The organism is Thiomonas bhubaneswarensis, from assembly GCF_001418255.1.
Taxonomy (GTDB): domain Bacteria; phylum Pseudomonadota; class Gammaproteobacteria; order Burkholderiales; family Burkholderiaceae_C; genus Thiomonas; species Thiomonas bhubaneswarensis.
Genome location: NZ_LIPV01000008.1, coordinates 123,703 through 137,289, shown reverse-complemented (window position 1 = coordinate 137,289; position 13,587 = coordinate 123,703). Strand labels below are relative to the sequence as shown.

Sequence of the window (13,587 nt, the reverse complement as noted above, 5' to 3'; positions counted from 1 at the left end):
TATTCCTTCCGCGCCGGAGCCGTCATGCACTTTCGCTTTCCCATTGTCATCATCGACGAAGATTTTCGCTCGGAAAACTCCTCTGGTCTGGGCATTCGCGCGCTGGCTCAGGCCATCGAGAAGGAAGGCATGGAGGTGCTCGGCGTGACCAGCTACGGCGACCTCTCCAGCTTCGCGCAGCAGCAAAGCCGGGTCAGCGCCTTCATTCTCTCCATCGACGACGAGGAGTTCGCCACGGCGGAGGAGGGCGTCGAGGCTGCGGCGCTGCATTCGCTGCGGGCCTTCATCGAGGAAATTCGTTTCCGCAACGCCGAAATCCCCATCTATCTCTACGGCGAAACGCGCACCTCCGGGCATATCCCGAACGACATCCTGCGCGAGCTGCACGGCTTCATCCACATGTTCGAGGACACGCCCGAGTTCGTGGCGCGTCACATCATCCGCGAAGCGCGTGCGTACATGGAGTCGCTGGCGCCGCCGTTCTTCCGCGCGCTCACCGGCTACGCGGCCGATGGCTCTTACTCGTGGCATTGCCCGGGGCACTCGGGCGGCGTCGCCTTTCTGAAAAGCCCCGTGGGACAGATGTTCCACCAGTTCTTCGGTGAAAACCTGCTGCGTGCCGACGTGTGCAACGCGGTCGAAGAACTCGGCCAGTTGCTCGACCACACCGGCCCGGTGGCCGCGAGCGAGCGCAATGCGGCGCGCATCTTCCACGCCGACCATCTGTTTTTCGTCACCAACGGCACCTCCACCTCGAACAAGATGGTGTGGCACTCCACCGTGGCGCCGGGCGACGTGGTGGTGGTGGATCGCAACTGCCACAAGTCCATCCTGCACGCCATCATCATGACCGGGGCGCTGCCGGTCTTCCTCACGCCCACGCGCAATCACTACGGCATCATCGGGCCGATTCCGCTGGCCGAGTTCCAGCCCGACAACATCGCCCGCAAGATCGCGCAGAACCCGCTCACCGCGCATCTGGCAGGCAAGGTCAAGCCGCGGGTGCTCACCATCACCCAGTCCACCTACGACGGCGTGCTCTACAACGTCGATGCCATCAAGCAGATGCTCGACGGCCACATCGACACCTTGCATTTCGACGAAGCGTGGCTGCCGCACGCGGCGTTTCACGACTTCTACCGCGGCATGCACGCCATCGGCCCCAACCGCGAGCGCACCAAGGAAGCGATGGTGTTTTCCACGCAGTCCACGCACAAGCTGCTTGCGGGCCTGAGCCAGGCCTCGCAGATCCTGGTGCAGAACGCGCAGAACCAGCAGCTCGACTTCCACCGCTTCAACGAGGCTTACCTGATGCACAGTTCCACCTCGCCGCAGTACGCCATCATCGCCTCGTGCGATGTGGCCGCGGCCATGATGGAGCCGCCGGGCGGCACCGCGCTGGTCGAGGAAAGCATTCTCGAAGCCATGAACTTCCGCCGCGCCATGCGCAAGGTCGCAGCCGACTATGGCCAGGACTGGTGGTTCAAGGTCTGGGGGCCGGATGCACTGGCGGAAGAGGGCACCGGCGCACGCGACGACTGGCTGCTCAGGGCTGCCGACGATTGGCACGGCTTCGGCGCGGTGGCCGATGGCTTCAACATGCTCGACCCGATCAAGTCGACCATCGTCACGCCGGGGCTGAACATCAACGGCGACTTTGACGCCACCGGCATTCCTGCGGCCATCGTCACGCGATTCCTCGCCGAGCATGGCGTGATCGTCGAGAAGACCGGGCTTTACAGCTTTTTCATCATGTTCACCATCGGCATCACCAAGGGCCGTTGGAACACCCTGGTGACGGCGCTGCAGCAGTTCAAGGACGACTACGACCGCAACCAGCCGCTGTGGCGCATCCTGCCCGAGTTCGTGGCGCAGAACCCCAAATACGAACGCATCGGGCTGCGCGACCTGTGCCAGCAGATCCACGAGGCCTATCGGGAGAAAGACGTGGCGCGGCTGACCACTGAGATGTATCTCTCCGACCTGCAGCCGGCGATGACACCGACCGAGGCCTACGCCAAGATGGCGCACCGCGACATCGAGCGCGTGGAGATCGACCAGCTCGAGGGGCGCATCACCGCGGCGCTGGTCACGCCGTATCCGCCGGGCATTCCGCTGCTCATTCCGGGCGAGCGTTTCAACGCGCCCATCATGCGCTACCTGCAGTTCGCCCGCGACTTCAATCTTCGTTTTCCAGGATTTGCCACCGACGTGCACGGACTGGTGACGGAAACCGACACCAGCGGCAACAAACGCTATTACGTGGACTGCGTGCAGAACGCGACCTGAGATCCATGGCGACGACGGGGCGGGCGGCAACGCCGCCTTGTCTGGATTCCCAGCCGTTCATGGCTATGTACGTCAGTTAACATAATGCACATATGCTCGCTTTTAGTTGAGCCCGACGAGCGCAGTGACACGTCCTGACCAACTTCCCGCTACCAGCTTCCCTGCGGTCTATCCTTGCCCAGCGCCTTGACAATCATGTCGGCGATGTCCTTGTGGTGCATATTCGTGGCCAGTGTGAGCGCCGTGTAGCCCATGGCATTCTTCAACCTGGGATCGGCGCCTTCTTCGAGCAGCAGCTTCACCGTGCTGTCGTAGCCGAAATATGCGGCCATCATCAGCGGCGTCGAGCCATTTGGCGCTGCGGCATCAATGTAGGCGGAATGATCGAGCAGATATTTCACGATCTCGGTATGCCCACGGGTGGCCGCGTAGGACAACGGCGTCCACCCCGGTTTGTTGATCTCGGCGCCTTTGTCGACCATGAGTTTGACGATACCCAGGTCGCCCTGCAGGCAGGCAATCATCAGCGCGTTTTCGTCTGAGGGGTTGAGCTGATTGAGATGGATGTGCGGGTTCTCGATCAGCACCTTGGCGACCTTGAGCGCTTTGTAGCGCAACGCCAGGTAGAGCGCGGAATTGCCCTTGCTGTCCACCGCATTGGGATCGAAACCCTGCGCCAGCAGGCTTTGCACGGCGCCCACGTCGTCGATCTGGACGGCGCGAAAGAAATCGGTGTAGGCGCCGGCCTGCGCCCATCGCCCCGTGCCCACGGCGAGCATGGTAGCCGCGGCTGACTGCATGAAATGGCGCCGAAATTGATTCATACTCTACTTTAAATTTTGAACACAACTACCTGATTCATTGCAGAAATAGTCGTGTGAAGTTTTCGCTCGTCTGCGCCGCGAGTTCGACCTTGTCCTCGCCTCGCAGTTCGGCCAGGTAGTCGGCGACATAGGCGACAAAGGCGGGCTCGTTGGTCTTGCCGCGATGGGGCATGGGCGCCAGATACGGGCTGTCGGTTTCGATCAGCAGGCGGTCGGCGGGAATCTGGACGGCCACATCTCGCAGCGCCTGCGCGTTTTTGAACGTCACGATGCCCGCGATGGAAATGTAGAAGCCCAGATCGAGGGCGCGGCGTGCGACATCCCAGTTTTCGGTGAAGCAGTGCATCACCCCGCGCGCGCGGCCCTGCCCTTCATCGCGCAGAATGGCCAGGGTGTCATCGGCGCTGGCGCGGGTGTGGATGATCAGGGGCTTGTCGAGCTGCAGCGCGGCGCGGATGTGCACGCGAAACCGCTCGCGCTGCCATTCCATGTCGGCCACCGTGCGTTCGCCCAAGCGGTAGTAGTCGAGCCCGGTCTCACCGATGCCCACGACCCGGGGCAGAACGGCCCGCTGTGTCAGGTCTTCGACCGTGGGTTCGCGCGCGCCTTCGTTGTCCGGGTGCACGCCCACCGAAGCCCAGACGCCCGGATAACGCAGGGCGATGGCATGCACCTCGCCGAACTCTTCCAGCGTAGTGCAGATATTGAGCGCCCGCGTCACGCCCCGTTCCTGCATGTTCGCCAGCACCTCGTCCAGCCGTTCCTCCAGGCCCGGATAGGCGAGATGGCAATGCGAGTCGGTCAGTGCGGCGGTCATGGGCGGGGGATTCAGATGGTATTGGTCGGCTTGCCGCTGGCCTCGGCGGCGCCCAGGGCTTCCTCGATCTTCACCTTGAGTTGCCGGGCCTTGTCGTCGGCGGGAAAGCGTACGCCTATGCCCTGAGGGCGGTGATTGGCGGCGTTGGCCGGGTTGATCCACGCCACCTTGCCTTCGGCGGGATAGCGCTGCGGATCGTCGACGATGGTCAGCAGCAGGTAGACGCCCTCCCCCAGCCGATACTCGTGCGGCGTCGGGACGAAGATGCCACCCTCGGGAAAAAACGAAATGTACGACGCGTACAGCGCCGGTTTTTCCTTGATGGCGAGCTGAAGCACGCGGGGTTTGTTCGCTGCAGCGGCTGCGGGGCGGGGGGGCGTCGCCATGGATCAATCTCCTCGGGAGAAAAGCTGGGCGAATTTTAGGAGCAGTGCGTCGCTGGCGAGTGCCTGGTTCAGCGGAAACCCCGCGAGCCGTTGCTGGTCCGTCCAGATTTGCAGGGCATTGGCCAGCCTCAAGGCCGAGGTTCGACCCGCCAGCGTGGCAAGGGCCTGGGCCTTCTGCGGCAGGTAAAGCGGCGGCGCGCCCACCTGCACGCGTTGCAGGTCGGACGCGATTTTCAGCAAGGCCGAGACGCCAACGGCGGGATCGGGCGGGGGCGGCAGGCTCGACGACGACACCTTCTCGGCAGATGGCCGAGCCATGGCGTCGATCAGGCTCTCGGCCCATTCCAGGCCCGCGGCGGGGTTGGGCTGATAGACGGCGCCTTGCGACCAGGCGAGCACGGCTTCTTTCGCCCCGGCGCTGCCGATCTGCCCCAACTGCGCCTGGGCCTCTGCCGACCCGGGGCGAGGCAGAGCCACCAGCCGACAGCGGCTGCGCAGGGTGGGCAGTACCGCGTCGATGCGGTGCGCGCCGAGCAGAAAATGCACATCCTCCGGCGGCTCCTCCAGGGTCTTGAGAAGAGCGTTGGCCGCGGCGGGATTGAGCGCGTCGAGCGGATAGATGAGGGCCACTTTGGCCCGCCCGCGGTGACTGGTGGCTACCGCCCAATCATTCAGGCGCCGGATCTGCTCGATGCGGATGTCCTGACTGGCCGCCGACTTAGCATCCGACTTGGCCGCCGGCTCCTCGGCCAGATGGAGACCGAGCTGAGGCCACATCGCCTCGGGAGCGGCCACCAGAAAGTCCGGGTGAGTGCCGACAGCGAGCAAGGCGCAACTAGCACAGTGGCCGCAGGCCTGCTGCGCCGTCAGTGCTGGGGGCAGGCGGTCGGTCGCCGGTCCCGAAGCCGCAAGACTCAGCGGCGCTTCACAAAGCAGCGCCGCCGCTGCGCGCTGCAGCAAAGGCCATTTGCCATAACCTTGCGGAGCATGAATCAGCCAGGCTGAATTCATTTTGATTCAAACAGTTGAAGCGCTTTCTTCAAGTGCTGTGTGATGATGCCTTGCACCGCTTCGGGCGACTGGGTGCCATCGACGACGAGCCATCGGTCGGGCGACGCGGCGGCCTGCTGCAGATAGTTGGCGCGCACGCGGGCGAAAAAGTCCACGCTTTCCTGCTCGAACCTGTCACGCTGACGGGTCTGCGCCAGACGTTGCGCGGCCACCTCGGGAGGGACGTCGATGAGCACGATGACGTCGGGCAGCAGCCCCGGATGCACCCAGCGCGCCAGGGCTTCGAGCCTTTCGGCAGGAACGCCCTTGCCGCCACCTTGGTAGGCCAGGGTCGCCGCGGTGAAGCGGTCGCAGACCACGTCCGCGCCGCCCAGCAGCGAAGGCTCGATGACCCGCAGCACATGCTCCTGCCGCGCCGCGAACATCAGCAGGGCCTCGGTGGCCGGATGCATCGACTGGTGCAGCAACAGTTCGCGGATCTTTTCACCGATCTCGGTGCCGCCCGGCTCACGGGTCAGCACGACCTGACGGCCTGCGGCCCGCAGCACGTCGACCACGGCCTGCAGTTGCGTCGATTTACCGGCGCCGTCGATGCCTTCGAGCGAGACGAACAGGCCGGGGCGGTAGGGATTGAGTGCGCTCATGGTGTTTTGAGGATGTAACGGGCCACAGCGGCATTGTGCTCGGCCAGGGTGTCGGAGAACTGGCTCGACCCATTGCCGCGCGCGACGAAGTACAGCGCCTTGATGGGCGCCGGATGCAGCGCCGCATACAGCGAGGCCTCGCCGGGCAAGGCAATGGGCGTGGGCGGCAGGCCGTTGATGACGTAGGTGTTGTAGGCCGTCGGCGTCTGCAGGTCGCGCTTGGTCAGATTGCCCTGAAACCGCAGCCCCATGCCGTAGATCACCGTGGGGTCGCTCTGCAGCGGCATGCCGGCGCGCAGGCGGTTGATGAACACGGCGGCGATCTTGTCGCGGTCCGCGGCGTCGCCGGTTTCCTTCTCGATGAGCGAAGCCAGGATCAACGCCTGCTCCGGGGTTTTCAGCGGCAGGTCGGGCGCGCGCTGCGCCCACGCCGCAGCCAGGCGCTTTTGCATCGCCTGGTAGGCGCGGCGCAGCACGTCGATCTCCGACGATCCGCGGGCGTAGAGGTAGGTGTCGGGGAAAAACGCTCCTTCGGGCGGTATCTGTGGAGGGGCGCCGATGCGCTGCATGATCTGCTGTGGAGTCAGATCGCCGACGTCGTGCTGCAAGCCGGGCGCCGAGGCCAGGGTCTGCAGCATTTGCCTGAACGTCCAGCCCTCGGGAATGGTGACGGCCAGCAGGGTCTGATCGCCCCGCGCCATGCGCTCGAGCAGGCTCCAGGGTGATATGCCCGTGGTGATTTCGTAGCTGCCGGCCTTGAGCTCGGCGCCACGGCCGGTGATGCGGGCGAGCCAATAGAACAGGCGAGGCTGAAGGTCGGCGCCCTGTTCACGGATCTGTTTTGCAGCCGACAGCGCGGAGCTGCCCGGCTTGACCGAAAAATCGAGCGGACTCTCGCGCAGCGCGATGGGTTGGCTGGCCCACCAGGCCCCGGCGCCGATGAGCGCCAGCATCGCGACCAGGGCGAGGATCAGAAGTTTTTTGAGCAAGCGCACGATATTGGAATGAGGGCAGGCAGCGCGCCCGGTGCGGGAAACCTTCCTATAGTAGGGCCTGTCCTCCCCGCCTCTGCCTCTCCATGCCTCTGTCGTCCTGCTCCCTCGATTCGTTGTCGCTCCTGCTCGTTTCCGGGCCTCAAGGCGCCGATCTGCTGCACGCGCAGCTCAGTCAGGATTTCCAGCACTGGAAATCTGAAGACGCGCGGCTGGCGGCACTCCTCAACCCCCAGGGCCGCATGCTGGCGGACTTCATTGCGGTGAAAATCGGCCCGGAGCAGATCGCGCTTTTGCTCGACGCCTCGATTGCTGCTGCCGCGCTGCAGCGTCTGCGCATGTTTGTGCTGCGACTGAAATGCACGCTCAGCGACGCCAGCGTGCAATGGGCGCGCTACGGGCTGCTGGCCGAATCGGCCGAAGCCTATCCGCCCGATCTCGTCCCGCCCAACCAGCCCTGGTCGGTGCGCCAGATCGATGGCGGCGCCTTGCTGCTGCGCCTGCCTCAGGCTGACGCGAGTGTGCGCTGTCTGTTGCTCGCGGAAGTCGGGGAGCCGACGCAGGCCGCCCTGCACGCCCGGCTTGCAGCGCTGCCGCCCCTTTCCCCGTCCGACTGGGCGCTTGCGAACATCCGCGCCGGGCTGCCGCATCTGGTGGCGGCCACGCAGCAGATGTTCGTGCCGCAGATGCTCAATTTCGAGCTGATCGGCGGGGTGAGCTTCAAGAAGGGCTGCTATCCCGGGCAGGAGGTGGTGGCGCGCAGCCAGTACCGCGGCACGCTCAAGCGCCGCACCTATCTGGTCTCGAGCTCTTCGGCGATGCAACCCGCGCAGGAGGTGGTGCACAGCGCCGACCCTGGTCAGCCCTGTGGCGTGGTGGTCAACGCCGCAGCCGATGCTACGGGCACCTGGTGGGCCCTGGCGGAGCTGAAAATCGCCCTGACCGAACAACCCGGGCTGCACCTGGGCAGCATCGACGGCCCGGCCTTGCAGGTGAGCGCCCTGCCCTACACGCTCACGGTGCCGCAGTAACGCGCGCTCACGGCGGCGCGACGGCGCGCAAGGCCTGCGCCGCGGCCTCGACCGCCTGTTCGGCCTCGGGCAAGGCGCGGCTCATCTTGATGAAATCGTGGGTCACGCCCGGCCATTCTTGGGCCTGGACGGCAACGCCCGCCCGGCGCAACTGCGCGGCGTAGGCCAGGCCCTCGTCGCGCAGCGGGTCGCAGCCGGCCACCGCAATCCATGCGGCGGCGACCCCACGATGCTCGGCCGCGTGTTGCGGCGCGAAGCGCCAGTCGTCGGCATCTCGCGGGTCGCGCAGGTAGAGGTTGAAAAACCAGTCGATCTGGTCGCGTTCCAGCAGAAAGCCGTGGGCATAGCGCCGTTGCGAAGGCGTGTCGTGACCGCTGCCCATGCCCGGATAGAACAGCAGTTGCAGCGCCAGCGGCAGGTGCGCGTCGCGTGCGGCCAGGGCGCAGGCCGCGGCCAGGGTGCCTCCGGCGCTGTCACCGCCCACGGCCAGATGCTGTGTGTCCACGCCGAGCATGTCGCCATGCGCCGCCAGCCATTGCAGGGTGTCCCAACTGTCGTTGAACGCCACGGGAAAGCGGTGTTCGGGCGCAAGCCGGTAATCCAGCGACAACACCATCCAGCCGGAGCGCAGCGCCAACTGGCGGCACAGCGCATCGTGGGTAGCCGGACTGCCGACGACGAAACCGCCGCCGTGCAGATAAAGAAGTGCGGGCAGCGGCGCCTGCCAGTCCGCCGCGCGGGTGGCATAGCGACGCAGCGTCAGCCGCGTGCCGTCGCGGCTCGGGCAGTCGAGGTCATCGACGACGGGCAGTGCGGTCGGGGCGAAGTCGAGCAACTGGGCCATGCGCGCATAGCTGTCCCTGGCCTGTTGCGGCGTCTGCGTCCAGAATGGGGGCTGACCCGCGCGAGCGATGCGTTGCAGCAGCTCGCGCATGCGCTGCGTCAGCTCGGCCTCCGCGGGGCGCTCTGGCGTCAGGTCGTCCATGCCCATAGCGGCAGATCGTGCTGCCTGGTCAGTGCGTTCAGTTGCGCTGCGCTATGGGCCTTGCACCAGCGGGCGATCGAGCGCCGCGTCGTGCCTTGCGCCACCTGCGCCAATGCGCGCTGGAAATGCGGTTCGAGCGCGGCGATGGCCACCAAGCCGTCGGCGCAAACATAAACGCCATACTCGGGCAGTGCGCCACCGAGCAGCTCGCCCGCAACCGTCATGCCCAGCGCGCGCGGGACGGCGGCAAAACCGGCAGCGTCGGACAGGGCGATGTCGAGCTGCGCGCCCTGCCCTTGCAGCTTCGCCTGCAGCAGCGCAGCCAAGGCCGCTTCACAGACCAGCATGGCGCCCATCATGTCGGCCAGCAGCGTGGTGGGCAGGCGGGCCGAGTCGATCAGCCCCGCTTCGGCCTGAAACGTGAGGTCGTGGCCCGCAAGGTGAGCCTGAGCCCCTGGATAGCCGAAAATGAACACCGCACTCAGCCGAGGGTATCGCGCAGCCAGACTGCGCCGATCCAGCCCCAGTCGCTTGAGGGCCGCGGGCCTGAACGCGGTGAGCAGCAAGTCGCTTTGCTGCAAGACCTCCTGCAGCTCCGTCTGACCCTCTTGCGATTTCAGATCAAGGGTGCGCACCGGCACGCCCTTGTGCATCGCGCGGTACAGCGCGGGCGACATCTGCGCCATCGGGTCGCCGCCGGGCGGCTCGATTTTCACCACCTCGGCACCCAGCGCCTTCAGGCGCGCGGCTGCGGCCGGTCCGGGCAGATTCAGCGCCAGGGTGGCGATGCGAACGCCGAGCAGCGGCTTGAAACCGCGGGGGTGACGGGGATAGAGACGATCGGTGGCGGGCATGGTGGCGGAAGTCAATCGAGCGAGCGGTCGAGCATACGTTGCAGCTCTCGCCGGTCGAGCTTGCTGGGGCGTCCCTGGCGCGAGCCCTCTGGTTCGGGGCTCAGACGCCGAAGTTCGGCCTGTCGTTCGCGGGCCTGCCGGCTGCTCTCGGTCTCCCGGTACATGGCCTGCGCCAAGGGCGCAGACTGGCGCTGCAGACCGACCTGCCGTACTTCGACTTCCCGCCGCTCTCGCTCCAATTCGATGATCAGCACGTCGCCCACGCGCACCTCCTTGGCCGGCTTGGCCGCGTGCCCGTTCAGTTGGATGCGCCCCCGATCGCACTGGTCGGCGGCGAGGGCGCGCGTCTTGAACCAACGCGCAGCCCAAAGCCATTTGTCCAGGCGCTGTGATGCGGCTGCTTGGTTCATGCTCACAACAGGGCCCGGGCCGCGATGTCGAGCGAGCGCAGCCGCAACTCGGGATCGAATACATCGCTCACCAGCATGAACTCATCGGCCTGGGTCGATTCGGCCAGCGCGGCCAATCCGGCGCGCACCGTCTCGGGGCTGCCAATCACGGCGGCTGCCAGAAAGTCTTGCACCGCGGCGCGCTCCTGCGGATGGAGTTGCGCGAGATAGTCGGCCACGGGCGGCTGCAATCGGCCGCGCTGACCCGTGAGGATGCCCAGCACGCGCTGGTAAGTGCTGCTGGCGAGAAACTGCGCCTCCTCGTCCGTCGGCGCGGCGATCAGGGGCACACCCACGATGACATAGGGCCGCTTCAGGCTGGAGGATGACTGAAACTCCTCACGGTACAGCGCCAGAGCTTGATGCAGAAAGCGCGGCGCGAAGTGCGAGGCGAAGGCATAGGGCAAGCCGCGCTGCGCTGCCAGCCGTGCGGAAAACAGGCTGGAGCCCAGCAGGTAGATCGGCACCTGTGTTCCGGCCCCGGGCATGGCCACCAGACGCTGACCGGGCTCGGCCGGAGCGAGCAAGTGCTGAAGTTCGGCCACGTCGCGCGGGAAGTCTTCTTCACGCTCGACGCGGTCGCGCCGCAGCGCCCGCATGGTCAGCGGATCGGTGCCGGGGGCGCGACCGAGGCCCAGGTCGATGCGCCCCGGATAGAGCTCGGCCAGGGTGCCGAAGGCCTCCGCCACCATCAGCGGCGCATGGTTGGGCAGCATGACACCCCCGGAACCCACCCGAATGCGCTGTGTGCCTGCGGCCACATAGCCGACAAGTACCGCCGTGGCCGAACTCGCCACCCCAGCCAGATTGTGATGCTCGGCAAGCCAGTAGCGCTTGAAGCCCAGCGTCTCGGCATGTTGCGCGGTGCGCAGGGCAATGTGCAGAGCGTCAGCGACGGTGCCGTTTTCGCGCACGGCTACCAGATCGAGCAGGGATAAGGCGATGTTGTTCAGGGTGTGCATGACCGCATTTTGCGGCTGTTGCGCCTGCTTTGCAGGCCGGGACTCATGACGCGGAAGGAACCACCATCTGCCGGGCCACGACGACGATTTCGAGGCGCCAGCGCGGATCGGCCAGCGCCGCCTGCACGGTGGCGCGCGGCGGTGCATGACCGGGCGCCATCCAGGCATCCCAGACAGCGTTCATGCGCCCTATGTCGGCGATATTGGCGAGGAAGATCTGCACGCTGAGCAAATGGGCCTTGCTGCTGCCGCATTCGTGCAAAAGACGGTCGATATGGCCCAGCACTTCGCGGGTCTGATCTTCCAGATCGGCGTCGGGGTGCAGCTCGGGCACCTGACCGGCGAGGTACACCGTGCCGGCGCAAATGGCGGCCTCGCTCAGGCGCGGGCCAACGTGAAGTCGTTCAATCATGGGAAATTCTTGGAATGGAGCAGCGCATATCCGCCGTATTCATCGATCAGTCGGCAGGAACAGACTTTCCTTGATCTCTTCCATCACCACATAGCTGTGCGATTCGGCCGAGACGGGAAGCCGCTTGAGGATGTCGCCCAGCAGGTGACGGTATTCCTTCATGCCGCGCAGGCGGAATTTCACCAGATAGTCGAAGCTGCCCGAGACCAGGTGGCATTCCATCACGTCGGGCATGTGCAACAGCTCCTGCCGCACGCGGTCGAACACATCGCCCGACTTCGAGGCGAGCTTGATTTCGACAAACACCAGCAGACTCTTGCCCAGCGCCTCGGGGTTGACCCGGGCGTTGTAGCTGGTGATCACGCCGGCGCGCTCCATGCGCTTGACCCGCTCGGTACAGGGCGAAGCCGACAGCCCGACCTGGCTGGCCAGTTCGGTCATGGCGATGCGCCCTTCTCGCTGGAGGATGTCCAGAATGCGGCGGTCGATGCGATCGAGTTCGTACATGTCGCGGGCATGGGAAGAAAGTCGCTGCAGTCACGGTGATTTTCACTGCGTACAAGGCAAAAAACAAGCGAAATTTCTGCATATCCCCGACTACATTTCGCGCATCGAGCAAACCAAAGAGGCATTCCCATGAAAGTCATCGTTCTCGGCGCCGGGGTGATCGGCACCACCACGGCTTACTACCTCGCCAAGTCGGGCGCCGAGGTCACGGTCATCGACCGGCAGAACGCCTGCGCAATGGAGACCAGCTTCGCTAACGCCGGCCAGGTGTCTCCCGGCTATTCCACCCCCTGGGCCGCGCCTGGCATTCCGCTGAAGGCGCTGAAGTGGATGTTCCAACGTCATGCGCCGCTGGCGATCCGGCCCGATGGCAGCCTGTGGCAAGTGCGCTGGATGGCGCAAATGCTGCGCAACTGCACTGCCGAGCGTTACTCGGTCAACAAGGAACGCATGATGCGGCTGGCCGAATACAGCCGCGCCAGCCTGCAGGCGCTGCGCGCCGAGACCGGCATCGCCTACGAACAGCGCACCGGCGGCACCCTGCAAATTTTCCGCAGCCAGGCGCAGCTCGACGCGGTACAGCGCGACATCACCGTGCTGGAAGAATGCGGCGTACCCTACGAGGTGCTCGACCGCGATCAGCTCGCGCAGGTGGAACCTGGCCTGGCCCACGCCCGCGACCGGCTCGCCGGCGGGCTGCGTCTGCCGCACGACGAAACCGGCGATTGCCAGATGTTCACCACCCGCCTCGCCGACATGGCGCAGGCGCTGGGCGTGCAGTTTCAGTTCGGCCAGACGATTGCGGGTCTGTTGACCGACGGCCTGCGCATCACCGGCGTTCGCGTGGGCGACCGGGTGCTCACCGCAGATCGCTATGTGCTGGCGCTGGGCAGCTACACCCGCGACATGCTGGCGCCGCTGGGCCTGGATTTGCCGGTTTACCCGGTCAAGGGCTATTCGCTCACCGTGCCGCTGGTGGACGAATCGTTCGCGCCGCAGTCGACCGTGCTGGACGAGACCTACAAAATCGCCCTCACCCGCTTCGACAAGCGCATCCGCGTCGGCGGCATGGCCGAGCTGGGCGGATTCGATCTGCGCCTGAACCCGCGTCGGCGCGAAACCCTGGAGATGGTCACGCGCGACCTGTTCCCCGGCGGCGATCTGGCGTCGGCCACGTTCTGGACGGGACTACGCCCCATGACGCCCGACAGCACCCCCATCGTCGGCGCCACGCGCTACGGCAACCTGTTCCTCAACACCGGCCACGGCACCCTGGGCTGGACCATGGCCTGCGGCTCGGGTCGCGTGGTCAGCGACTTGGTGCTGCACCGACAGCCCGATATCAGCACCGCGGGGCTGGGCATCGACCGCTACGAGAGCGCGGCCCGCCCGCCCAAGGTGCTGCATTCGCATCCCGCGTAAGC

Annotated in this window: 15 protein-coding genes; 3 read left to right on the top strand and 12 right to left on the bottom strand. The window is 65.7% G+C overall.

The genetic code is table 11. From position 1 onward, the window contains the following. Positions 1-24: 24 nt before the first annotated feature. On the top strand, positions 25-2,289 hold the full coding sequence (locus tag ASC45_RS11700; RefSeq protein WP_055451217.1) for an arginine/lysine/ornithine decarboxylase: 2,265 nt from the start codon (positions 25-27) through the stop codon (positions 2,287-2,289). A gap of 149 nt (positions 2,290-2,438) precedes the next feature. Here the strand turns inward: ASC45_RS11700 and ASC45_RS11695 are convergent, their stop codons facing one another. From ASC45_RS11695 to mltG, 6 genes are read right to left on the bottom strand one after another with little or no spacing between them, the layout of a single operon-like run. Then, positions 2,439-3,113: an ankyrin repeat domain-containing protein gene (locus ASC45_RS11695; RefSeq protein ID WP_055451216.1), complete on the bottom strand. Its 675-nt coding sequence runs from the start codon at positions 3,111-3,113 to the stop codon at positions 2,439-2,441. A 34-nt stretch (positions 3,114-3,147) separates the two neighbouring features. Next, complete coding sequence (locus ASC45_RS11690) at positions 3,148-3,930, bottom strand: TatD family hydrolase (protein WP_055451215.1); 783 nt, start codon at positions 3,928-3,930, stop codon at positions 3,148-3,150. 11 nt (positions 3,931-3,941) lie between these two features. Beyond that, the gene (locus ASC45_RS11685) at positions 3,942-4,316 is read right to left on the bottom strand and encodes a PilZ domain-containing protein (protein ID WP_055451214.1); all 375 of its coding nucleotides are present in this window, start codon (positions 4,314-4,316) and stop codon (positions 3,942-3,944) included. A 3-nt stretch (positions 4,317-4,319) separates the two neighbouring features. Then, positions 4,320-5,327: a hypothetical protein gene (locus ASC45_RS11680; protein ID WP_055451213.1), complete on the bottom strand. Its 1,008-nt coding sequence runs from the start codon at positions 5,325-5,327 to the stop codon at positions 4,320-4,322. Next, a complete protein-coding gene (gene tmk, locus ASC45_RS11675; RefSeq protein WP_055451212.1) occupies positions 5,324-5,971 on the bottom strand; it encodes a dTMP kinase in 648 nt (215 codons plus the stop codon). Before tmk ends, ASC45_RS11680 begins: the two co-directional genes overlap by 4 nt. Further along, the gene (gene mltG, locus ASC45_RS11670; protein ID WP_174514720.1) at positions 5,968-6,969 is read right to left on the bottom strand and encodes an endolytic transglycosylase MltG; all 1,002 of its coding nucleotides are present in this window, start codon (positions 6,967-6,969) and stop codon (positions 5,968-5,970) included. The genes tmk and mltG overlap by 4 nt, the downstream gene beginning before the upstream one ends. Positions 6,970-7,049: 80 nt before the next feature. Here mltG and ygfZ point away from each other — a divergent pair, with 80 nt between their 5' ends. Continuing rightward, positions 7,050-7,994, top strand: a complete 945-nt coding sequence (gene ygfZ, locus ASC45_RS11665) for a CAF17-like 4Fe-4S cluster assembly/insertion protein YgfZ (protein ID WP_055451210.1) — start codon at positions 7,050-7,052, stop codon at positions 7,992-7,994. A gap of 7 nt (positions 7,995-8,001) precedes the next feature. Here the strand turns inward: ygfZ and ASC45_RS11660 are convergent, their stop codons facing one another. From ASC45_RS11660 to ASC45_RS11635, 6 genes are read right to left on the bottom strand one after another with little or no spacing between them, the layout of a single operon-like run. After that, positions 8,002-8,979: an alpha/beta hydrolase gene (locus ASC45_RS11660; RefSeq protein WP_055451261.1), complete on the bottom strand. Its 978-nt coding sequence runs from the start codon at positions 8,977-8,979 to the stop codon at positions 8,002-8,004. Next, a complete protein-coding gene (locus ASC45_RS11655; protein ID WP_055451209.1) occupies positions 8,967-9,833 on the bottom strand; it encodes a CoA transferase in 867 nt (288 codons plus the stop codon). The genes ASC45_RS11660 and ASC45_RS11655 overlap by 13 nt, the downstream gene beginning before the upstream one ends. Before the next feature lie 11 nt (positions 9,834-9,844). Next, positions 9,845-10,243 (bottom strand): RNA-binding S4 domain-containing protein, encoded by a 399-nt coding sequence (locus tag ASC45_RS11650; RefSeq protein WP_055451208.1) that lies wholly within the window; start codon positions 10,241-10,243, stop codon positions 9,845-9,847. Positions 10,244-10,245: 2 nt separating this feature from the next. Continuing rightward, positions 10,246-11,244, bottom strand: coding sequence for an LLM class flavin-dependent oxidoreductase (locus ASC45_RS11645; protein WP_055451207.1), 999 nt, complete (start codon positions 11,242-11,244; stop codon positions 10,246-10,248). A 43-nt stretch (positions 11,245-11,287) separates the two neighbouring features. Further along, a complete protein-coding gene (locus ASC45_RS11640; protein ID WP_055451206.1) occupies positions 11,288-11,656 on the bottom strand; it encodes a RidA family protein in 369 nt (122 codons plus the stop codon). 39 nt (positions 11,657-11,695) lie between these two features. Then, positions 11,696-12,163 carry a winged helix-turn-helix transcriptional regulator gene (locus tag ASC45_RS11635; RefSeq protein WP_055451205.1) on the bottom strand — a complete coding sequence of 156 codons (468 nt, stop codon included), beginning with the start codon at positions 12,161-12,163 and terminating at the stop codon, positions 11,696-11,698. A 72-nt stretch (positions 12,164-12,235) separates the two neighbouring features. On the opposite strand from ASC45_RS11635, the gene ASC45_RS11630 reads away from it, so the two are divergent. Continuing rightward, entirely contained in the window at positions 12,236-13,585 is a 1,350-nt protein-coding gene (locus tag ASC45_RS11630) for a D-amino acid dehydrogenase (RefSeq protein WP_342665704.1), read from the top strand. The last annotated feature ends 2 nt before the right edge of the window (positions 13,586-13,587 follow it).

Excerpts from the sequence above, each read along its gene's own strand:
- ASC45_RS11700 (WP_055451217.1), top strand. The coding sequence starts at position 25 with ATGCACTTTCGCTTTCCCATTGTCATCATCGACGAAGATTTTCGCTCG.
- ASC45_RS11695 (WP_055451216.1), bottom strand. The coding sequence starts at position 3,113 with ATGAATCAATTTCGGCGCCATTTCATGCAGTCAGCCGCGGCTACCATG.
- ASC45_RS11690 (WP_055451215.1), bottom strand. The coding sequence starts at position 3,930 with ATGACCGCCGCACTGACCGACTCGCATTGCCATCTCGCCTATCCGGGC.
- ASC45_RS11685 (WP_055451214.1), bottom strand. The coding sequence starts at position 4,316 with ATGGCGACGCCCCCCCGCCCCGCAGCCGCTGCAGCGAACAAACCCCGC.
- ASC45_RS11680 (WP_055451213.1), bottom strand. The coding sequence starts at position 5,327 with ATGAATTCAGCCTGGCTGATTCATGCTCCGCAAGGTTATGGCAAATGG.
- tmk (WP_055451212.1), bottom strand. The coding sequence starts at position 5,971 with ATGAGCGCACTCAATCCCTACCGCCCCGGCCTGTTCGTCTCGCTCGAA.
- ygfZ (WP_055451210.1), top strand. The coding sequence starts at position 7,050 with ATGCCTCTGTCGTCCTGCTCCCTCGATTCGTTGTCGCTCCTGCTCGTT.
- ASC45_RS11660 (WP_055451261.1), bottom strand. The coding sequence starts at position 8,979 with ATGGACGACCTGACGCCAGAGCGCCCCGCGGAGGCCGAGCTGACGCAG.
- ASC45_RS11655 (WP_055451209.1), bottom strand. The coding sequence starts at position 9,833 with ATGCCCGCCACCGATCGTCTCTATCCCCGTCACCCCCGCGGTTTCAAG.
- ASC45_RS11650 (WP_055451208.1), bottom strand. The coding sequence starts at position 10,243 with ATGAACCAAGCAGCCGCATCACAGCGCCTGGACAAATGGCTTTGGGCT.
- ASC45_RS11645 (WP_055451207.1), bottom strand. The coding sequence starts at position 11,244 with ATGCACACCCTGAACAACATCGCCTTATCCCTGCTCGATCTGGTAGCC.
- ASC45_RS11640 (WP_055451206.1), bottom strand. The coding sequence starts at position 11,656 with ATGATTGAACGACTTCACGTTGGCCCGCGCCTGAGCGAGGCCGCCATT.
- ASC45_RS11635 (WP_055451205.1), bottom strand. The coding sequence starts at position 12,163 with ATGTACGAACTCGATCGCATCGACCGCCGCATTCTGGACATCCTCCAG.